This window comes from Paenibacillus oryzae, assembly GCF_001675045.1.
In the GTDB taxonomy this organism is placed as follows: domain Bacteria; phylum Bacillota; class Bacilli; order Paenibacillales; family Paenibacillaceae; genus Pristimantibacillus; species Pristimantibacillus oryzae.
Genome location: NZ_LYPA01000080.1, coordinates 293,325 through 313,925, shown reverse-complemented (window position 1 = coordinate 313,925; position 20,601 = coordinate 293,325). Strand labels below are relative to the sequence as shown.

General features: G+C 50.9%; 22 protein-coding genes. 11 read left to right on the top strand and 11 right to left on the bottom strand.

What is annotated here, in order from left to right; translation table 11 throughout:
• The first annotated feature begins 18 nt into the window (after positions 1–18).
• A complete protein-coding gene (locus tag A7K91_RS25360; protein WP_281198665.1) occupies positions 19–2,316 on the top strand; it encodes a DUF4183 domain-containing protein in 2,298 nt (765 codons plus the stop codon).
• 93 nt (positions 2,317–2,409) lie between these two features.
• Positions 2,410–2,694, top strand: a complete 285-nt coding sequence (locus tag A7K91_RS25350) for a DUF4183 domain-containing protein (protein WP_068687270.1) — start codon at positions 2,410–2,412, stop codon at positions 2,692–2,694.
• 236 nt (positions 2,695–2,930) lie between these two features.
• Here the strand turns inward: A7K91_RS25350 and A7K91_RS25345 are convergent, their stop codons facing one another.
• The gene (locus A7K91_RS25345) at positions 2,931–3,479 is read right to left on the bottom strand and encodes an HlyD family secretion protein (RefSeq protein ID WP_068687269.1); all 549 of its coding nucleotides are present in this window, start codon (positions 3,477–3,479) and stop codon (positions 2,931–2,933) included.
• A gap of 135 nt (positions 3,480–3,614) precedes the next feature.
• Here A7K91_RS25345 and ilvA point away from each other — a divergent pair, with 135 nt between their 5' ends.
• The gene (ilvA, locus tag A7K91_RS25340; RefSeq protein WP_068687268.1) at positions 3,615–4,883 is read left to right on the top strand and encodes a threonine ammonia-lyase IlvA; all 1,269 of its coding nucleotides are present in this window, start codon (positions 3,615–3,617) and stop codon (positions 4,881–4,883) included.
• Positions 4,884–5,057: 174 nt separating this feature from the next.
• Here ilvA and A7K91_RS25335 read toward each other — a convergent pair whose 3' ends face one another.
• Complete coding sequence (locus A7K91_RS25335; protein WP_068687267.1) at positions 5,058–6,035, bottom strand: aldo/keto reductase; 978 nt, start codon at positions 6,033–6,035, stop codon at positions 5,058–5,060.
• A 157-nt stretch (positions 6,036–6,192) separates the two neighbouring features.
• Between A7K91_RS25335 and A7K91_RS25330 the strand changes: the two genes are divergently transcribed.
• From A7K91_RS25330 to A7K91_RS25315, 4 genes are all read left to right on the top strand, one after another.
• Positions 6,193–7,365: an MFS transporter gene (locus A7K91_RS25330; RefSeq protein WP_245697815.1), complete on the top strand. Its 1,173-nt coding sequence runs from the start codon at positions 6,193–6,195 to the stop codon at positions 7,363–7,365.
• Positions 7,362–7,970 (top strand): TVP38/TMEM64 family protein, encoded by a 609-nt coding sequence (locus tag A7K91_RS25325; RefSeq protein WP_068687265.1) that lies wholly within the window; start codon positions 7,362–7,364, stop codon positions 7,968–7,970. The genes A7K91_RS25330 and A7K91_RS25325 overlap by 4 nt, the downstream gene beginning before the upstream one ends.
• A gap of 78 nt (positions 7,971–8,048) precedes the next feature.
• Complete coding sequence (locus tag A7K91_RS26790) at positions 8,049–8,192, top strand: hypothetical protein (RefSeq protein ID WP_169833453.1); 144 nt, start codon at positions 8,049–8,051, stop codon at positions 8,190–8,192.
• Positions 8,193–8,262: 70 nt separating this feature from the next.
• Positions 8,263–8,553 (top strand): transposase, encoded by a 291-nt coding sequence (locus A7K91_RS25315; RefSeq protein WP_068687263.1) that lies wholly within the window; start codon positions 8,263–8,265, stop codon positions 8,551–8,553.
• Between the two features lie 124 nt (positions 8,554–8,677).
• Here the strand turns inward: A7K91_RS25315 and A7K91_RS25310 are convergent, their stop codons facing one another.
• The 3 genes from A7K91_RS25310 to A7K91_RS25300 all read right to left on the bottom strand — a co-directional run bounded on the left by A7K91_RS25310 (position 8,678) and on the right by A7K91_RS25300 (position 12,304).
• A complete protein-coding gene (locus tag A7K91_RS25310) occupies positions 8,678–9,175 on the bottom strand; it encodes a DinB family protein (protein ID WP_068687262.1) in 498 nt (165 codons plus the stop codon).
• Positions 9,176–9,309: 134 nt separating this feature from the next.
• Positions 9,310–10,446: a DNA alkylation repair protein gene (locus A7K91_RS25305; protein ID WP_068687261.1), complete on the bottom strand. Its 1,137-nt coding sequence runs from the start codon at positions 10,444–10,446 to the stop codon at positions 9,310–9,312.
• A gap of 76 nt (positions 10,447–10,522) precedes the next feature.
• Positions 10,523–12,304, bottom strand: coding sequence for an ATP-binding protein (locus A7K91_RS25300; protein WP_068687260.1), 1,782 nt, complete (start codon positions 12,302–12,304; stop codon positions 10,523–10,525).
• A gap of 240 nt (positions 12,305–12,544) precedes the next feature.
• On the opposite strand from A7K91_RS25300, the gene mscL reads away from it, so the two are divergent.
• Positions 12,545–13,006, top strand: a complete 462-nt coding sequence (mscL, locus tag A7K91_RS25295) for a large-conductance mechanosensitive channel protein MscL (RefSeq protein WP_068687259.1) — start codon at positions 12,545–12,547, stop codon at positions 13,004–13,006.
• The gene (locus A7K91_RS25290) at positions 12,999–13,646 is read left to right on the top strand and encodes an NUDIX hydrolase (RefSeq protein ID WP_068687258.1); all 648 of its coding nucleotides are present in this window, start codon (positions 12,999–13,001) and stop codon (positions 13,644–13,646) included. The genes mscL and A7K91_RS25290 overlap by 8 nt, the downstream gene beginning before the upstream one ends.
• Positions 13,647–13,768: 122 nt before the next feature.
• Here A7K91_RS25290 and A7K91_RS25285 read toward each other — a convergent pair whose 3' ends face one another.
• Positions 13,769–14,182 (bottom strand): hypothetical protein, encoded by a 414-nt coding sequence (locus A7K91_RS25285; protein ID WP_068687257.1) that lies wholly within the window; start codon positions 14,180–14,182, stop codon positions 13,769–13,771.
• Between the two features lie 243 nt (positions 14,183–14,425).
• Between A7K91_RS25285 and A7K91_RS25280 the strand changes: the two genes are divergently transcribed.
• A complete protein-coding gene (locus A7K91_RS25280; protein ID WP_211274567.1) occupies positions 14,426–15,154 on the top strand; it encodes an AzlC family ABC transporter permease in 729 nt (242 codons plus the stop codon).
• On the top strand, positions 15,151–15,474 hold the full coding sequence (locus A7K91_RS25275) for an AzlD domain-containing protein (protein WP_068687256.1): 324 nt from the start codon (positions 15,151–15,153) through the stop codon (positions 15,472–15,474). Before A7K91_RS25280 ends, A7K91_RS25275 begins: the two co-directional genes overlap by 4 nt.
• Before the next feature lie 111 nt (positions 15,475–15,585).
• Here A7K91_RS25275 and A7K91_RS25270 read toward each other — a convergent pair whose 3' ends face one another.
• The 5 genes from A7K91_RS25270 to A7K91_RS25255 form a co-directional block, all read right to left on the bottom strand.
• Positions 15,586–17,058: a serine hydrolase domain-containing protein gene (locus A7K91_RS25270; RefSeq protein ID WP_068687389.1), complete on the bottom strand. Its 1,473-nt coding sequence runs from the start codon at positions 17,056–17,058 to the stop codon at positions 15,586–15,588.
• Between the two features lie 380 nt (positions 17,059–17,438).
• Complete coding sequence (locus A7K91_RS25265) at positions 17,439–19,163, bottom strand: phosphodiester glycosidase family protein (protein WP_068687255.1); 1,725 nt, start codon at positions 19,161–19,163, stop codon at positions 17,439–17,441.
• A complete protein-coding gene (locus tag A7K91_RS27485) occupies positions 19,150–19,863 on the bottom strand; it encodes a phage holin family protein (protein ID WP_082967742.1) in 714 nt (237 codons plus the stop codon). Before A7K91_RS27485 ends, A7K91_RS25265 begins: the two co-directional genes overlap by 14 nt.
• 278 nt (positions 19,864–20,141) lie before the next feature.
• Positions 20,142–20,285 carry an XkdX family protein gene (locus tag A7K91_RS26275; RefSeq protein WP_082967741.1) on the bottom strand — a complete coding sequence of 48 codons (144 nt, stop codon included), beginning with the start codon at positions 20,283–20,285 and terminating at the stop codon, positions 20,142–20,144.
• A 1-nt stretch (position 20,286) separates the two neighbouring features.
• Entirely contained in the window at positions 20,287–20,577 is a 291-nt protein-coding gene (locus A7K91_RS25255) for a hypothetical protein (RefSeq protein WP_068687254.1), read from the bottom strand.
• Positions 20,578–20,601 lie beyond the last annotated feature (24 nt).

The following is a 20,601-nucleotide window of genomic DNA, read 5'->3' as shown; positions in this document are numbered from 1 at the left end:
ATCTAGGATTGCAGAGGCATGAAATACCGCAAAATAATGAGATCCAGAAAAAAAGATCTTTTGTGCGAAAAGAAGCAGTATCTTGATCACTGCATAATAGGACCAACAGGGCCTCCAGGTCCCCAAGGAATAAAGGGTAAGAAAGGAAAGCGCGGTAAAAGAGGCAAAACCGGACCGACGGGGCCGACTGGTGCGGACGGCTCTACTGGACCAACGGGAGCGACCGGCGCGGATGGCGCTACCGGAACAACAGGAGCAACTGGCGCGGATGGCGCTACTGGACCGACTGGGCCAACGGGCGCGGATGGCGCTACCGGATCAACAGGACCAACGGGTGCGGACGGCTCTACTGGACCGACGGGAGCAGGGTCAACGGGACCGACTGGCGCTGACGGCTCTACTGGGCCAACGGGACCGACTGGCGCGGATGGCGCTACTGGACCGACAGGGCCAACGGGTGCGGACGGCTCTACTGGACCGACGGGAGCGACCGGCGCGGATGGCGCTACTGGAACAACAGGGCCAACGGGCGCGGATGGCGCTACCGGATCAACAGGGCCAACGGGCGCGGATGGCTCTTCTGGACCAACAGGAGCGACTGGCGCGGATGGCGCTACCGGACCGACGGGGCCAACGGGCTCTGACGGCTCTACTGGACCGACAGGAGCGACTGGCGCGGACGGCTCTACTGGGCCGACGGGAGCAACTGGCGCGGATGGCGCTACCGGACCGACGGGAGCAACCGGTGCGGACGGCTCTACTGGACCGACGGGAGCAACTGGAGCGACCGGCGCGGATGGCGCTACTGGACCAACAGGAGCGATCGGCGCGGATGGCGCTACCGGAACAACGGGACCAACTGGAGCGACCGGCGCGGATGGCGCTACCGGAACAACAGGAGCAACTGGCGCGGATGGCGCTACTGGACCGACTGGGCCAACGGGCGCGGATGGCGCTACCGGATCAACAGGGCCAACGGGCGCGGATGGCTCTTCTGGACCAACAGGAGCGACTGGCGCGGATGGCGCTACCGGACCGACGGGGCCAACGGGCTCTGACGGCTCTACTGGACCGACAGGAGCGACTGGCGCGGACGGCTCTACTGGGCCGACGGGAGCAACTGGCGCGGATGGCGCTACCGGACCGACGGGAGCAACCGGTGCGGACGGCTCTACTGGACCGACGGGGGCAACTGGAGCGACCGGCGCTGATGGCGCTACTGGACCAACTGGAGCGACCGGCGCTGATGGCGCTACCGGAACAACAGGAGCAACTGGCGCGGATGGCGCTACTGGACCGACTGGGCCAACGGGCGCGGATGGCGCTACCGGATCAACAGGACCAACGGGTGCGGACGGCTCTACTGGACCGACGGGAGCAACTGGAGCGACCGGCGCTACCGGGTCAACGGGACCGACTGGCGCTGACGGCTCTACTGGGCCAACGGGACCGACTGGCGCGGATGGCGCTACTGGACCGACAGGGCCAACGGGTGCGGACGGCTCTACTGGACCGGCGGGAGCAACTGGCACGGATGGCGCTACTGGAACAACAGGGCCAACGGGCGCGGACGGCGCTACCGGACCAACGGGAGCAACCGGCGCTGACGGCGCTACTGGACCAACAGGAACAACAGGCGCGGATGGCGCTACCGGACCAACGGGAGCGACCGGCGCGGATGGCGCTACCGGATCAACAGGACCATCGGGCGCGGATGGCGCTACCGGATCAATAGGGCCAACGGGCGCGGACGGCTCTACTGGTCCGACGGGAGCAACTGGCGTAGATGGCGCTACCGGATCAACAGGGCCGACGGGCGCGGATGGCGCTACCGGATCAACAGGGCCAACGGGCGCGGATGGCGCTACCGGACCAACAGGAGCGACCGGCGCGGACGGTGCTACCGGATCAACAGGACCAACGGGCGCTGACGGCGCTACCGGACCTACTGGGCCAACAGGTGCAATCGGCACGAATGGCGCTACCGGTCCAACTGGACCGACAGGTGATGTATCGGCGATTCAAATTATTCCTACTGCAAATCGCTATTTTTATTTTCCGCCCTCAGATCTGGACTTGTCCTCTTCAGTTACAGTTCCTGCGGGGGATTTCACCGATGATAATGGAAATAACATTACCCAATTTTCCGGACTAGACACAAACAGCTTTAACAACCTATATATTAATGGGCTTATGCAACCAGGCAATTCGTATAACCTAAGTCCAACCATGTTGTTTTTCCCTGCACAAAGCGGCATCATATTTGCCGGCACGCCAATCATTATAGAGACCGTACAATTTAGTATTCAAGTGTAGCATGGATGAAAATGGTTTTACCTCCCCGTTCCTTCGCCCTAGCGCTTCCGAATCTACCACATATACTATTTTTAGGTAGGGAGGTGAGAAACCATGCCAATCGTAACCCCATATCAAAACAGTCTAAGATTCGCATCCACCTTTGGCGCAGGAACAGGAACAGGAGCAACATTCGCTATTGCTGCCACTGCGTTTACTGACGACGAAGGTACTGCCGCCACAGCATTTCCGGGCTCGTACAATTACTACAATCTTTATATTAACGGCTTGTTGCAAACTGCGGATACATCCAGCGTTACAACGACTGCGATTACCATCCCCGGTGGCGATGTACTGAATGACGGCACACCGCTTGTCGTTCAGTTTGTCGTATCTTAAGAAGGCCTGAGTCATTCAAAAACAACTTCTATCCAGGAAAAACCAGATAGAAGTTGTTTTTTTGCGTTAAACATCCCTCAAGTGCAGCTTTAGCTTCTCTAAAGTTGAGCTAAGACGGGAAGACTGCCGCCATAAGTTTTGAACAATAAGCAGAATTCCGTTTATGCTGGGCCTGACTGCCTGACTGACTGCCTGACTAACTGCGCGGCCTGTCTCGGGATACCCCGCCCATATCTTTAAAATGGAAGCTGCATGTTGAACAAAATTTTAATTTGTCCGGTTGCGAATTGTACATCTTTTACTGTGAATAAATCGCCTACCGGCAAATCAAGGGGAACCGTGATTTCCTCCAGCATGCTGACGGGCAGCGAAATATCTTTTAAACGAAGCGAAACAGGCTCCAGCTTAATCGTTGATCCATCCCATTTCATATCATAAACAGCCTGTACCCCGGCTGGAAACCGGTCATAATAAGTAATATTCAAATCCGCCAATAGACGGCTGCCCTCCAGTGAAAAATCTCCTCCGTTCACCGTGACAGCGTCAGAGTAAACGGGGTCCATATTCATTTTGATCAAATTGTTGATATCTTGCTCCGACAAAAGCAGCTCGGGCTTCATGGCCCTGATCATCTCCAGCGCTTTTTCCCTGACGTCAATCCTGCCATAGGCCAAATCCCGCTCCTGATCCGGCGCGATATAGGAACTGAACCACCAAAGCCCCCCGCCGATCAACACCGCCGCTACAACTAGAAAAATCAAAAGCCTTCGCATAAATTTCTTCATCCGTCTCCCCCGCTTTCTTGAACCGGATACATATATGGCTGCGTGCATGCCCAATCTAGTATCGTTAATGGTATAATAAATCAATCTTGGACTTGATTCAAAAGGAACAGTCTATTTCAGAAGGAAGGTTTACCTATGAGCTCGCAGCCAAATTTAGAGCACCGCATCAGCCTGGAGGAAATCGTGCAGGCGCATATGCATTTGAAGGATGTTATCGTCCGTACGCCTCTTCAATATAACCGGGTGCTATCGGAACGTTATAATTGTCAGGTGTGGCTAAAAAGAGAAGACCTGCAAATCGTCCGCTCGTTTAAAATAAGGGGAGCCTATCATATGATGCGCTCGTTATCATCACAGGAAACCTTAAAGGGAGTCGTATGCGCCAGCGCAGGGAACCACGCTCAAGGGGTAGCGTATTCCTGTCAAAGCCTGGGCATACCGGGCAAAATCTATATGCCCAGCACCACCCCTAGGCAAAAGGTCAAGCAAGTCGCTTTTTTTGGCGGCGATCAAGTCGACATTATTTTGACTGGAGATACCTTCGATGATGCCTACGCCGAGGCTCTTGCAGAGAGCCAGCGCAGCGGTATGGCATTTATTCATCCCTTCGACGATCGCAAAATCATCGCGGGCAACGGAACTGTGGGGCAAGAGCTGCTGGAGAAGGCGGAAATTGCTCCGGATTATATATTCCTGACTGTGGGCGGCGGCGGGCTGGCGGCAGGGGTGGCCTCCTATACCAAAATCGTCTCCCCATCTACTCGCATTGTAGGCGTTGAGCCTGAAGGAGCCCCCTCGCTCAAGGCTTCGCTGGACGAAGGTGCGGTCGTGCCGCTGGAGCATATCGACAAATTTGTGGATGGAGCTGCCGTCAAGCGGGTTGGCGATTTGACCTTTAGTATTTGCAAGGACCTGCTCGACGAGGTCATCGCTATACCGGAGGGCAAGGTTTGTACAACGATGCTTGATTTGTACAATGAAAATGCGATTGTTGCTGAGCCCGCCGGAGCGCTTCCTATCGCCGCTCTGGATAGCTTCAGGGAGCAAATTGCAGGTAAAAATGTAATTTGCATCGTCAGCGGCGGCAATAACGACGTTGACCGAATGCAGGAAATCAAGGAACGTTCCTTGATTTACGAAGGGTACAAGCATTATTTTATGGTCAGCTTCCCTCAACGCGCAGGCGCGCTTCGCGAGTTTCTGGATCAGGTATTGGGGCCGAATGACGATATTACCCGATTTGAATATACGAAAAAATCCAATAAGGATAATGGTCCGGCGCTTGTTGGCATCGAATTGAAGCATCGCGAGGATTACGAGCCGCTTGTAAGCCGCATGACACACAAAGGATTTCAATTCGTTGAGCTGAATAAAGATCCCGTATTGTTTAATCTCCTGATTTGAGCAGCTAAAAGGATTTCATCCCCTAAAAACAGCGACCTAATAAGCAGCGCCAGCTCCGGTAGATAGTCCGGTAAGCTGGCGCTGTTTTTGAGAATGTGGAATTTAATATATTTTTGAAAATGTCGCTAAGTCGAATCATTTGCGTTCTGCTATTTTTCAGTTCAGCTTATATTTTTACCACGCATATGCTTTTGGCGCATCGCCGCCGGGTCCTGGGAAAATCTCATCCAGACGCTTCATAGCGGCTTCGTCGAGCTCCACCTCAAGCACCTTAAGAGAACGCTCGAACTGCTCCAATGTACGCACGCCAATAATTGGAGCCGTCACTGCGGGATTGGCAAGCAGCCATGCAAGAGATACCAAGTCCTCGGCATGTCCCAGCTCGTCGCAAAGCTTGGCATATTCATCTAGCTGAGCGCGGTGTTTTTCCAATCGTTTTTCATCTCCGCTCCGGCGTCCGCCATCCTTCCGGCGATGATTGCCGCTCAGCAAGCCGCCATCCAGCGGGCTCCACGGAATTACGCCCAAGCCAAGCGCTTTGGATGCCGGCAGCACTTCTAGCTCCGGCAATCGGCAAAGCAAATTATATTTATGCTGCTCCGACACCAAGCCAAGCTGACCTCTCGCCTTCGCCTCCCCTTGCGCTACAGCAATATCCCATCCGGCAAAGTTGCTGGAGCCTACATACCCGATTTTGCCCTGCAGCTGCGCTTGCTGGAAAGCTCCCCAAAGCTCGCTCCAGTTTACATTCCGGTCGACATGATGCATTTGATATAATTCAATATGATCCGTTTGAAGTCGTTTTAGCGAGCCTTCCAGATGACGGCGAATTTTGTACGCGGACAGTCCTCTTTCCCGGTTAGGTCCATCATGGGAATCATGCATATCGCCATACACTTTGGTCGCCAATACCGTGCTTTCGCGGCGGCCCCCGCCTTTGGCGAACCATTTGCCGATAATTTCTTCCGTACGCCCCGAGTTTTCAGCCCATCCGTAAATATTGGCGGTATCAAAAAAGTTGATGCCCGCATCACGAGCGGCATCCATAATGCGAAACGCTTCCCTCTCGTCCGTATCGACGCCAAAGTTCATCGTTCCCAGACAAAGACGGCTTACCCGCAGACCCGATTGGCCCAGGTATGTAAATTCCATGCTGCTTCACCCTTCCTCAAATGGATTGGATAATGGACTACCCTTTAAGTATAACGGATTGAGGAACGGGATCAAACATCCGCCTACATTTTGGATATGAAACATATTTCTGTATAATAGGAAAAAAACTATCCCTTCCCTAAAAAGGAGCTTGATCGTGCCTACAGCGACATCCTCGTGGTTTAAAGGAGAAATGAGCTTGCTCTCCCTTACGCTGCTTATTGTTCAATTCGTGCGCGGAGCAGTGCTCATCAGCCTGCTGCCTATTTATGGCGCGGGCACGCTTGGCCTTTCGCCGGATATTATCGGAATCGCCATTTCGGCTCACTACATAACGGACACTGTCTTGAAAATAGCCATCGGCTATTTGCTCGACCGGTTTTCGCCGGGGCTGATCCTGAAAATTAGCTTAATCATTGCACTAGCTGGCGTTTATGCCCTGCAATTTGCCGATGTGCCCTGGATGTTCATCGGCGCTGCGGCCTTGTATGGAATCGGCATGTCACCAATCTGGATTATATGCCTGACCAAAGTTTCCGCGCAGCACCGGGCTACACAAATGGGGACTCTGTATACCATTTGGCTGATCGGACTTGGCGGCGGTCCTATTTTGTGCAATATTATGCTGGATTACAGCGCCGAATGGACCTACCAGCTGCTTCTGCTGCTTTCCTTGGCCGCCGCACTGCTAGGCTTGGTTATGAGGCCCGCTGCATCCATCAAGCTTCGGCTAGTGCCGTTTGGCGAGCAGCTTCGAGCGTTGAAGAATCAGCTTTCCGCGATGCGAATGCTGCTGCCCGGCATGATATTGCAGACGATGGCGGCAAGCATGCTGCTGCCGATTTTGCCCCATTACGCCGTGGACAAGCTAGGCTTCAGCGGAGCGCAATATTCCTTCCTGCTGGCATCAGGCGGTTTATTCGCCGTTGCTGGCCTCATACCCATGGGCAAGCTGTCCGACAAGGCTGGAGGACAAAAATTTTTCCTTGTCGGCGGTTTTCTTGCCTTTGCGATTGGACTCTGTCTGTTGGCAAGCGGCCTCTCCTTTTGGTATTGTTTAATTATTGCTTTGGGACTTGGCTTGTCCTATGCCGCCATATTGCCTTCATGGAACGCGCTGCTCGCCTCCTACGTTCCGCCTAAGCAAGAGGGCGTAGGCTGGGGATTGCTGTCTACCTTTGAAGGAGTCGGCGTTATGGTCGGCCCCATTGCCGGAGGCGTGCTTGCTCTGCATGGCGGTGAAACCGCCGTTTTCTGGAGCAGTGCGGCCGTGTTTGCATTAATCGGTTTATTTTATGCCAGATGGAAAGGATTTGGACATTTACGATGAGCGCGTGGCAAGACTGGATCAACAATTTAAAAAACATGGATATCCACAGCATACAGCAAACCTTGGAGAGTTATTCTCAATTCGGTCCGCTGCCGGGCATATTGTTGCCCTTTATTGAAGCCTTCCTCCCCTTCCTGCCGCTAATTCTTATCATTGCGGCAAATGCCAACATCTACGGTTTAGGATTCGGATTTCTATTTTCCTGGAGCGGGGTTGTCGGGGGCGCCCTGGTTCTGTTCCTGCTCTGCCGCACACTGGGTAAAAACGTACAGGCCAAATTGCTGAAGCGGTTTCCCAAGTCTGCCCGCTTCTTTAATTGGGTTGAACGAAGAGGCTTTACCCCCCTCTTTCTGCTGGCTTGTTTTCCATTTACGCCGTCGGTGGTCATTACGGTTGTTTCCGGCTTAAGCCGCGTACCGTTTCACACCTTTTTTCTGGCGACGCTACTGGGTAAAGGCGTCATGATCTTCTGTATTTCGATTATCAGCTTCGATATCAGCAATTTGGTGGAGGAGCCTTGGCGGATTTTTGTGTCCGTTACTGCGGTGCTTGTCATGTGGTTCGGGGGCAAACGGCTGGAAAATCGTTACCAGGTAAACGGCTGATAGGAATTGCGGTTTTGTGACAAACTAATTCTGATCTTCCGCGATAAGATCCATATGCATGAAGAAGGAGCGATTGCCATGTCCGGCAAACACCACTCTAATGAGCAGTTGTCTGCAAGCAAGGCGCAGTCCCTCGCAGACCGCAAGCTGGCAAGCAAGCAGAAAGCCAGCAAGCTTCAATCCAAAGCCGATTCCGATGCTGTACCCAAGCACGGCCTGTAAACTGACACTGCAAGCCATCATTTGACGCAACGCTTGACCCATCATTTTGAATAAAGGGGCAATGGGCAGCATGAGCAATCAGGAAAAACATCGGATGGAGCCTCTATCCGGCGAAACCGTAGAGGCTGACGGCGTTTACCGTAACGAATGGGGAAGAGACGAGCAGATGAAGCGAGGCGAAACGTTTCCTTCCGATCCCATATTGGGGTCCACGGAATGGAAGCAGGTAGAGCTGGATTTCGACAATCACCATGATGGAAAAACAGATCCCCGGCTCGTTCCGCATGACGATGACGATAATTCGGAGGCTCACATGCAGCATCCCCGACGTCATACAACAAGCAACAAAAACAAGGAGTAAAAAAGAAAGACGCTTTCCCAATCCGCTGCCTGCGGTAAAAGAAAGCGTCTTTGATTTTTCCGCTGCTTTTCAGAGGCTTTTCAGAGTAACCCCTGCGAAGCCAATTTCATCGCATCGCTATGGCTTACAATGCTTTGCTTGCAGCAGCCAAAGCGGAAATCTGGTTTTTATGATGATTGTCATGATCGCTAAATTCATGGATGATGTAAAGCAATGAGTAAGGAGTGCCTGTATGAGGGCAATTTTCGGTGCCGTTAGCAGTCACATGCTTAGCAGCAACGTCCGGCTCTGTTAGCAGCAGCTCAACCAGTTGAAGACGGGTTTGCTTGAATTCCGCAAGCATTCTATTTTTAGCAATGCCCGATCGCGCATATTCATAAGCCTTTTTGTTAAACGAATCAAAATCGGGAAAGACCATGCCCTCTCCCCTTTTAATTGCCGGGATAATAGTGTGGATAAGGTAATGATCCCAATTTTGAAGATGGGAAACGATTTCCGCAACTGTTGCTTTGCCTTCAGCGATTGGAGTTACCCAAACATTGTCATCCAAATCATGTAAGGTATCCATCCACTCTATAAATCCTTTATACCGATGAATCGTATCTTCACCTAATATAACCATATCCCAAACCTCCCGATAGACAAGAATAGAAACGTATGTTCCTATATTACCCTAAAACATCTCGGAAAGCAAGTAAATACCATATTTGGTTATAAAAATTATGTCAGTAAACTTGTCGCTAGGCAAAATAAGCATTATCCGCCGTAGTCAGGCTCAAGCAGCGTTAGCGATGTGCGAGCCACCTCCACGCCATTAACCCACAGTGTTACGGCATGATGCCCCGGATAGTGCTTTCGGGTAGTCAAGTCCGCAAATCTATGTGTACGAACCCCTTCGGCTTGCTCCCCTGCAGCATATTCCCGATCCGATAACAAAAAACGCTTTAAGGACGTCTTTCCGCCCGATTTCACAAAGTCAATTCCATATTCCACTCGCAATTTCAGCGTACCCGCTCCCGCTGCGGCTTGTCCCGCTCTGAAGCGATAACGAATGCTTGTATCTCCTCCAAAAGGGACGGTTTCGCTGCTCAGACTAATAGCAGCCTCCGTCGCCAGCCCGCTGCCTGTGCTTTCTCCGCTGGACGCATAGCCGAATAAAGCCATAGCTTCCCGATTGCCCTTCTTGACCAGCGTTCGGCAGGCGTGCCGGACAATCCAATCGGTTTCGGCCGTTTGGCCGAGCCAGCTTCCCGCTACTTGCAGCACCAGCTCCGGGTGATCCTTGGCGATATCGTTCAGGTTGTTCGCTACGCTGCGCCTGACATACAACGATTCGTCATTTTTGAGCGCCTCCAGAATAGGCAATAAGGGCTGCGGATCGCGCTTGAACAGCGGCAGGGATTGGCCCCATGGCAAGCGCGGACGCGAGCCTTCACTGGCAAGCCTCCGCACATGCTCATTGGGATGTGCGGCCCATTCCGCAAGCTGAGCAAGCATTCTCTGCGGATGCTCCAGGATGAATGGGCGTACAGCAAACTCGGAGCTGGAGCGGCGGGTAAAGCGGGCAAGCGCCTCCATCGATTTTTCGAAATGACGCTCCTCCCTGCCAAAAACCTCAACGAAATCAGGGAAAAACAAATACGGAAATCCCGTACACTGCTCGTCAATCCGATACAAGATTGCTAATGCTTCCTCGTAATCCTCTGGCAGAGACGCCCCCAGCGCTTCCGCAATTCGCCTGATTCTTTCTTTTAGCTCAAGCTCCGTCCAGTTCCCGCTCCTCACTCGGCCAATAAAAGCTTCTTCGTCAAAGTCCCCCCATGCTTTTTGCAAGCTTGCTGCAAATGTTTCAAGAAAGTTTCCATCATACATATTCTTTAACGGCTCTGCCAATTGATTTCCTCCTGCCAGTATTTAATGAGATCACATGTTCGTATTTATTCCTCATTAAGGTATATCACATTTTGCTTTACTTTTCAACCAAAGCCGAATGCGGCATATGATGCTGCGGCAAGTTGACTGTGAAGGTGGTTCCAGCTCCTATCTGGCTCTCAGCTGTAATGCTCCCCTGATGATTATCGATGATTTTATAAGTGACCATAAGACCAAGCCCCGTCCCTTTATCCTTTGTCGTATAAAAAGGCTGCCCGATTCTGGCCAGCTGCTCGTCCGGCATTCCAACTCCTTCATCCCTGATGATGATGGAATGATCCTCTTCATCCATCTCTTCGTCCGCTTGCCGGAAGGCCACCGTAACCTTGCCTCCATTGTGCATGGACTCGATACCATTTTTAAGCACATTAATAAATACTTGCCTGAGCTGGCTCTCGACGCCCTTGACCCATAACGGCTGCGGCTGGTCTGCCATTTCCAGCTTGACGCCTCCAATTTTGGCCTGGTTGTGAAGAGATTGAATGCTCTCCTTGAGCAGCTGTCGCAAATCGATGACTACAAACTCATTCATCTGAGGCTTGGATAACATCAGCAATTCGCTAATAGTCGTTTCAATCAAAGCCAGCTCGGAATTCATAATAGCGGAATAACGGTCATTGGGAACCCGCCCTGTGGCAATCAGTTGAATAAACCCTTTAAGAGAGGTTAGCGGATTCCGGATTTCATGGGCAATCCCTGCCGCCAGTTGTCCGGCAATGGTCAGCTTCTCCGCGTTAACGAATAGCTCCTCATTTCTTTTACGCTCGCTGATGTCCCGAATAATGGCTTGCATAATAGGCACGCCATCCAGAATCGTGCTGGTTCGAACCACCTCCGTCAAAATCAGCCCTCCCTCCAATGTAATCCACTGAAGCTCGACCGTGCTGGAGGGCAGCGTTTCGCCGGCCCGGATGCCGCCAAGCCATTCCGCCATTTCCTCATGGTACGGCTTTTGCAGCAGATGAAAAATAGAGGTGCCAAGCAACTGTGCCTCATGGCTTGCCCGAAACAGGGCCAGACCGGACGGATTGATATACTCCCACCTGCCATCCTTGATTAATACAATGGTATCCAGCGAATTTTCCACCAGCAGCTTATAGCGTTCATCCATGGCGGCATACTTTCGCTGGGTTGACCAGGTGACAAGACTAAAGCTTGTAATCAGAAAAGCCGCCATCCACAAAATAACCGCCAGCAAAAGCAAATATTCATTCAGCCTGTCAATGGTGAGAATGTCGCGGTACTGAACCATTAGAGCTTGCAGACCAAGCTGATGCATCGTAACCCCGCCGGCGCCCATCGTAACTGCGCCTATCAGGGCATCGTAACGCGGCTTGCAACGAATGATGCTGAAGGTAAAAAAGGAGGCCAGCCAAATAACGATGAGGGAAAGAATAAGCGGAAACGCTGAAAACGTGTAGTATACAAAGGAGGGGGCCAGGAATGACAGATAATGAAGCATCGCGGCGGCGAAAGCCATCAAAGCGGAAGCCGCTAAATCCGTCAGCCTTTCCGAAAACGGCTTGCGAATATGAAGGAGGAGCGCACCGTACACAAGGCTCATCGTGATGCCAAAAATAAAAACCGTTCTCCAGTTCACCGCCAGCATCCGATCCGAGGCTAGCAGCGCAACCGTATGTTTGGTCCAAAGTCCGAGAGAAAAAACAACTGCCGCCCCCAGAAGAGGAGGATAGAGCCATGGCCTTGGCTTGGATGCAACCTGATGAACTATTTGGATCATCGTATAAGAAACGTAGCTTAGTATGGATATGGATAGCAAAAAATAATAGGGGTTGCCAATCCACGTAGAAATAATCATGGCTATCCTCCCAAATAAAAGTATGAACCCATCTTCACCAGATGCTATCAGGAGTCTGTCCGGCTTATGTGGTAAAAAGTTCGACATCTTCCCAAAATATCCTTTTCGCATGCCTTCAAAAAGGAATGAAGATTTTATAATTTTCTAATGTTTTATCTCATTCTTGCTTTGTCGTATTAGTAATGCTAGATTTGTTCATAATGATAGCAAGCAAATCCATAGCGTGGGGGTTTTATTGGAATGAAAATGTTAAATGAATTCAAGGAGTTTGCCGTAAAAGGCAATGTCGTCGACCTGGCCGTCGGTGTCATTATCGGAGGCGCTTTTGGCAAAATCGTCACCTCTCTGGTTAACGATGTTATTATGCCTCCTATCGGAAGAGTAATGGGAGAGGTAGATTTCAAGGACCTGAAAGTTTACCTGGCGGATCCCGCAGGGAAAACCGGCGATGAGCTGGCCGCTGTTCCATCGATCAACTACGGGCAATTTATTAATGTAATGATTGATTTTATTATTGTGGCATTTTGCGTGTTTTTATTGGTAAAAGGCATTAACGCCCTGCGCCGCAAAAAGGAAGATCCTAATGCGGCAAAGCCGGAGCCTACCGAAAAGGAATGCCCTTATTGCCTGTCGCAGGTTCCCGTAAAAGCAACCCGCTGCAAGCACTGCACCTCTCAGCTGGAGTCGGCCGCTAATGCCTGAGGAGTTTTTTGATATTTACGATGAGGAGCTGAATCCAATCGGGACTGCTTCTCGCCGGGAGACGCATGCCAAAGGCTATTGGCATCGTACCTTCCATTGCTGGCTGGCAAGGCGATCCGACGGACGGGAGCTGGTCCTGTTTCAGCGCAGACAGCTCGGCAAGGATACCAATCCCGGCTGCTATGACATTACGGCAGCCGGGCATCTGCTCGCTGGCGAAGGCTTGTCCGATGCTGTCCGTGAGCTAAAGGAGGAGCTTGGCGTATCCGTTTCGTTACAGGAGCTGATTTATCTGGACCAGGTGCGGGAGGAAGCGGACGGCCTAGTTGGCGGGAAACCATTTATTGACCGCGAGGTTAGCGATGTGTACGGCCTTATCACTTCTATTCCGCTGGAGTCGCTGGCGCTTCAGCAGGAGGAGGTTGCCGGCGTCTATGAAGCGGAAATTTCCGATATGCTGGCGCTTTTTCGCGGCGAGCGCGATTCCTTGACCGTTACCGGCATTGAGCACGCGAACGCTGGAAAAAATAATGAGTACAAGCTCATCAGCCGGATGATAACTGCCGGACAGTTTGTACCGCGGCCGTTCTCGTACTATATAGATGTGCTGGAAAAGCTTCAAAATTGTATAAAGGAATGAATACTTAACGTTTCGAGCGGTAGGCCATAAACAGGCGGGCTCCAGGTCTTAAACCCTGCAGCCCGCCTGTCTTGTCCACCTACAGCAAAAAGAGCTAGCCGATAAGTCTGCTCCATCAAGCCTTAGAAGAAACCATATCCGCCGCCATACCCGCCTCCGTAGCCGTAGCCGTTGCCATATCCGTTGCACAGGCTTCTGACGCAAATATCAAAGGTAATTGTAGCTGCTCCGCCGCGTCCGAAGCTGCAAATTTTCACACAGTCGTAACCAGGCTTTTTGAAGAAGCACACCACTCTGGAATGGCAGCCAGCCAGCAGGCAATTGATAGTTGCTGCGTCACAACAGCGAATGGCATGAACCAACCGCCGTGCATTACGTCGACAACGTAAACGAGCGAACGTTTTACTCAAATCGCGGCTGATTTCCTGAATGCCCTCCACTGCAAAATCTTCGTGATGATGGAATTTCCTTTTGCCTCTGTATGCCCCTCTTACAGCGCCTCTTTCCCAACCGCTGACCTTCATTTTTTTAGACATAAGCATCCTCCTCCCTGATCCGCTTACTCTATTCTATGCAAGCTAAATTGAGAGGTATGGGTTAGTATAGACAGGCATTTGCTGAAATACGACGAGCTTGCCGGTTTAAGTCGACTTCCCTGACAGCCTTGTTTATAATGATCATAATTGCCGCCCATTCTTTACCTATTATTCCTATCTATTTTTACGTAAAATAGAGTTTCACTTGTAAATCAAGTTTCACTGCAAAGGAGTTCCGCCATCATGAGTTCATCCCAAAATGGAGCTGCAGCTCTTATGCCGGGCCAAAATAGCTATTGGCAAGGCATTAAGGACTGTATTCCGACCTTGCTGGGCTACATCAGCATTGGCTTTGCGTTTGGAGTTGTCGGCATTTCGTCCGGCATCAGCGTGCTAGAGGTAGCGCTGCTTTCTTTTCTTGTGTACGGCGGCGCCTCTCAATTTATTTTTTGCGCGTTACTAGTGGCAGGCAGCCCTCCCGCCGTTATTATTTTCACGACATTTATGGTGAACCTTCGCCATTTTTTGCTTAGCCTGACATTGACGCCCCATTTCTCTCATTATTCTCTTGGACGCAATATCGGTATCGGTATTTTACTGACGGACGAGTCGTTCGGCGTTGCTGCCAGCAAGCTTGCGGGCGGTTCTAGGCTTGGGGACAAATGGATGTATGGTCTCAATTTTGCTGCGTATGTATGCTGGGCACTTTCCTGCCTGCTGGGGGCTGTTGCGGGACAATGGGTCGAAAATCCGGAGCCGCTCGGGCTTGATTTTGCCCTGACAGCCATGTTTGTTGCCTTGCTTGTTCTTCAGATTGGAGATGGAGTTTCCTCCAAAATCGGGACAAGTCTGACGTTAATTATATGTACAATCATTACGATGGTCCTTTTTTCATTTTTTATGCCGACCTATATTGCAGTGCTGCTCTCGACCATTCTGGTAGCGGGCCTGGGGGCGGTGATAGACCAATGAGTACAAGCATGCCGATGTTCTGGCTGATTGCCGCCTGCGCCATCGTCACCATCCTGCCCCGCATCCTTCCATTTGCGCTGGTCAGAGGCGTCAAGCTGCCCGCTCCCGTTCTAAAATGGCTCAGCTACGTGCCGCTTGTTTTATTAACGGCGCTAATCGTGGAGGGAATGCTGGTGCAGGAGGGCGGGACACTTGCCGTAAACTGGGAAGGGCTCCTTGCATTAATTCCTACAGCTGTCGTGGCGCTATGGACTCGAAGCTTGTCCGCAACGGTCATTGTGGGCGTGCTTGCGATGGCAATGGTGAGACTTTTATTTTAAGGAAAAAATGAACCGCAGAACTTCCTTTGCCCTCTGCTGCACATGGTCAGCATGGTTAAGGAAGTCCCGGCGGTTCATTTTTATTTTATAGGTAATAAGAAGGCTACATTTTTATGGCTTACGTATGTTGCGCGTAAACAGGAAAAACACTCTGCAAATCCATGCAATGATCAATACAGCGAGAGCGGAATACAGCGTAACGGCAACCGATACAGGAGCCCAAACCTTAATAACCGGCAATGGCAAGCCTCCAAGGGAAAGTTGTGGCGTCATGATAACAATTGCAGCCACCAACAAGGTAAACAGGTTGAAAATAACGGTACGAGCGCGGGTTGGCCGCGTCCATTTTCTTTTGCGGCTTGCAACCTTTTTGCACATGACAGCTATGGCTATAATCCCTGATATGCCTAAACAAATGATGACAATATTAACAACGGTCAGGATACGATCAAAGGTCAGGTAAAAATCAGAATGATCTGGTGCCCCTTCCTGATCCTCCCAAATCCTCATCACGCCTTCACCTATAGCAGTAGGAAATGTCGAGTTCATATTGGCCAATACCGCAATTCCAACCTGCTCATCCGGCTTCAAAACAATGTACGAGGAGAAGTTTGGATTTTCGCCTGCATGCGAAATATAGGATACGCCGTTTCTATTTTCAACAATCCAGCCCGCTGCATAATAAGAATCAGGCGCCAGGGGCTTCACAGTCTCGTCCGGAGTATGGGACGCCCGAAGGATAGCAGGATTAAAAGCGCTGCTCTCTTTTCCGCCTGCTTGAAGCTTCAGCCATTTTGCGATATCCTCCCCGTTGGTGACCAAATACCCTGCGGGTATATTGCCGCGGTAAACAGGAGATTTCAAAACGCGCGGCTTCATAAAGCCGATTTTGTAGCCAACGGCCATTTTCGTCAAATGGCTTTCATTTAGTTGATGCAGCCCAACATAGGTATCCGTCATTTCTAACGGCTCCAGAATATATTGCTTCACATATTCATCATAAGGCATTTTTGAAACGTTCTCGATGATCAGGCCTAACACATCATAATTAATCGTTGCGTATTCATAGGAGCTGCCCGGCAAGCGGTTAAGCGGCTTTTCCAGCAGTGTTTTCACCGTAGCCTCCAGCGCATCTGCGGCATTGGTTTCCGGAATTCGCCCAATGGAACTATAAGGAATTCCGCTTGTGTGGTGGAGGAGATGGTTCAGCGTAATGGGTTGCTGCTCTCCCTTGTAGCTTAGCTTCATCCATGGGATGTAGGCGGAAACATCATCGCTGCGATGCAGCAGCCCCTGCTCCTCCAGCTGTAAAATCGCCAACGCGGTAAACGCCTTTGTTGTCGAGCCGATTTCAAACAGCGTTTCGCTGGTGACAGGCTTTTTGGACTGTACATCGGCCAGCCCAAAGCCTTGCTGCAGGATGGTTTCTCCTTTTTCGACTAAAACAACAGAGAGCCCCGGAATTTTGCTGATGCTTTGCTGCACTTCTATGAACCGGGATATTTTCTGAAGCTTGTCCCCGGTTTCGGCGGAGGCATGATGCGGGAAAAAGCCGGGAGCTGCTAACAGCATAATGCTTAGCATACAAATTAGCAGCAGGGCCAGCTTGTTGGAAGGCCATTTAGGCCGTTTATTTGAAGATCTCTTTGTTTTATCTCGAAATGCTTTTGGGTCATTTTCAATGGTTTGGTTCATGTTATCCATTGCGTTTTGTGTATACTTTGCAATTTGTGTGATTTGTGAGATTTGTAAGTTTTGTTTGTATTGCACTTCTTGTTCACATTGTACCTTTTTTGACTTTTTATGGTCCAACCTAACCCCGTCATACTTCATGGTTTAATCTCCCCTTCAAGCTCTTCCAGATGTTGGTTTTTGCTTGTTCATTATAGGAGATGTCAGAAGAAGCGTCCATAGATTAAGATGACAATTGGAAAAATTAAGGTGACAACTTTGTGACAATAGATTTATTTGGATTCAAGTGAACGACCTTCATCCCCGTCCTGTGCAGGAGCCATGAGACCGTTGAAGGCTCCACCCAATTTTTGAAGAACAGCTGCAAGCTCCGCCCTGGTTACGGGTTGTTCAGGGCGAAAGCTGTAATCGGGATAACCCTGCATAAGCGAGGCTTCCGTAACGTCACGAATCGCTTCTTCTGCCCAATGGCCTGCTTTGACGTCGGTGTAGGAGGTTAAGGGCGGATTCGGACTATCTGGAACAGCAGGTATTCCGGGACTTTCAGGACTATCAGGACTATCAGGAATAGCGGGACTATCATTGTCATTGTCTTTGAAAGAATTACCGCCCGGCTTTTCTGTTTCTCCGTTTGTCTCCCCTGCCTCAAGCTGTTGAAGAGCCGCATTGACCCGCTCCTTGAAGCTAGTCCAATCGCGCCAGTCTCCGCCGTTGTACATGAGTCTGGGACATATTTTGCGATAGCCCGATGATGAAGGCCAATCCCAATGCCGTCTCAGGCGGTCCACTCCCCAGCCTCTTGTCCTCAGCATGTCCGCTACAAGCTGAACGGCGAATGTCAATGTTGCTTCGTAATCGCCGCTTTCGCAAATTTCTATGCCGATGGACGTCATATTTCCGCCACCGGCCTTGGTGCCGTCTCCGGCATGCCAGCCCACCTCGTTAAGCGGTAAGCATTCAATCGCCATCGGAGCGCTGTTTGCCGCCGTCGATTCCGGTCCGATGACAATGTGGTAGCTGGCGGTTACTCCATTGGCTGGATTGGTCAGCCACGCTCTTTCATTAAGCGCGGTACTGGTTGGATTGCCCGTATTGTGTATGGTCAAGGTCGAGGCTTTAAGCGTGCGCCCCGAACGGCGATTGTTAGGAGTATTGCCAGGGATATGATTCATTACATAACGGGGAAAAAGCTTTTTGGGGTCAAATTGAATGGCAATAGCATGGTGCACCATTCGTTCTGTATGATTGAGCGACATATCTGCCACATGGTATGGGCGCTGGCGCTTTGCCTTGTCGATCTCTAGCATGCTGCGAAGCTGGGCATTGTTCGTCGCAAGGGTGGCGCTGCCTCCACCGTCAAGATTGACGGCCTGGGTGCAGCCGTAATGGACGGCAAGCTGCGCGGATTCGGATAGCGTCAATCCTTTGTCATAGCTTCCGCGCCCATCGCCCAAAATGAGGCAAAGAGTGCCGTCCGCTTTGATGCCGGCGAGCAAACGCGGGTTTGAGGCGATAAGGTCTGCCGGTGTTTGCTCTGCTTCAGGAGGCGTTAGGTAAGGCTTGCCGTTTGCGGCAAGTGTCGGCACGGCGCTGATTGCCCAATCAAGCCCGGCTGCACTCTGCTGCCTTCCGATGCCAAATTTACCTCCCTTGCGGTAAAAATGCGGGCGATGCTCGGTTTTGCTTTTAACATCAGGAAATAGGGTTTGTCCCGCTTTATGAGTAAGGCCCAATAATGTGCCGTCTTGGGAGACAAAGGAGGCATTGAAGCAAAGCCACTCGCCTCCATGCCGCTCAACCTGCTGCGCCAAAATAGCGCTGACTGTTTTACCCTTGGCTGTCACCAGCTCCGTGCGGATAATCGCGTCTGGCGGCAAGCTGGCGATGCGGATATCTGTCCAGCCCTGCTCCTTGCTGTTTGCGCCAGTAAGCGCATAGGTCAATGTCCCCTCCTCGACCCGGCCATTTTGGATGCGGATACGCTTATGGGCGATCATGGATTTTTTCTCCTGACTGGCTTTGGTCATTGGGGTGCTTGTGATCTATGGAGGTGATCTCGGAGCTGCTCTCCCCCATATGGGGCCCATTCAGGCTGGCTGGCCGTTCTTCTTCGATATGAGCTTGGGCCGTATATACGCCTTCATTGTCGTGTGTGGCGGTGGATTTCTCTTTTGGCGCCGCTTCTTGAGTTGCTTCATGAGCAGCTTTATGAGTTGTTTCATGAGTTACTTCATGAGCTACTTCACGACTTGCTTCATGTTCAGCCTGCTGCTGAGATTCCTCGTACCTCTCCACGTTAAACGGATTGTCGCCGGATTTGCTCTTCAGCACTTCTACAGCCCTCTGCAGGGCAGGGGGAATGGGAGCGCCGATGCGGCCCGCATTTTCAATCAGCGATAACAGCTCATTGGACAGATAAAAAAAGATGGCGGTGTCCCGGAATAAATGCGCTTCGCCCAGCGCTGTGTCAATCAGGTGCGCAACGGTTACGATTCCGAAAATCATCACCTTTTTAGCAATGCCCCATAGCCCCACATCGCTCCTGAGCTTTCCCTCCTTGGCTGCCGCAGCCAAGCCGGTGCAATAATCAATGATAACGAAGGTTAGCAAAATGGATAACATGATCGACCAACCCCCAAACAAATAAGATGCAACCGCCCCTCCTGCTGCGATTGTTATTTTCGCTAATGCTTCCATGTGTAAACCTCCAGAAAATAAATTAGGGAAGCCGCTATTGGCTTCCCCCTTAACAAATTGTACATATCTTTGTAAAACATACGATGCACCAGTCTAATTTAAAATGATCAATAGGCGGTTATACATTTTGAAATGCTTAGTTTTGAGCCAATGGCCAGAAATGTGATGCAGCGATTCAAAATTCCACATTTCTCTTAGTAAGCACGTTGCTTACAAGAAATAGGATGCACTCATAAACCCCATATCATCTGGCTTCTCCCATAAAAAAATAACCCTACTTATGCAGCGGGGTCATACTGTTTACCTGTGATTTGTTGATATTGAGCTGCCGTGATCTTGTTACCAGCTACAAAAACAGCAACTTGCTCGTCATTGTATCTCTTTGCATCGTAATGCCGTTTAACGATTTCAAACCAATCCATGCTAGATCACCCCCTTGTCAACCAGCTCCAGCAGGAGTGTGGCATGATCATTTTCGGACTGTTGGAGTCTTGCTTGGGTATCGACCAATTCCAGCGCAAGCAATGCGGCTTCGTACTCCAACGCCTCGACAGTTACAGCTATCGGAGGCTTTGCTGGAGTAAGTGGTTCGTCTGCAAAAACGAGATAGTTCCCGTCTATTAAATATTGCTCTTCAACTAGATGCTTATCTGCGTGCGTTTCAACAAGAGCCTGCTTCTCTTCTTCGTTTGTATAAGGGTATTTGTATCTCATACTTTAACTCCTTTAAGTGGCCCT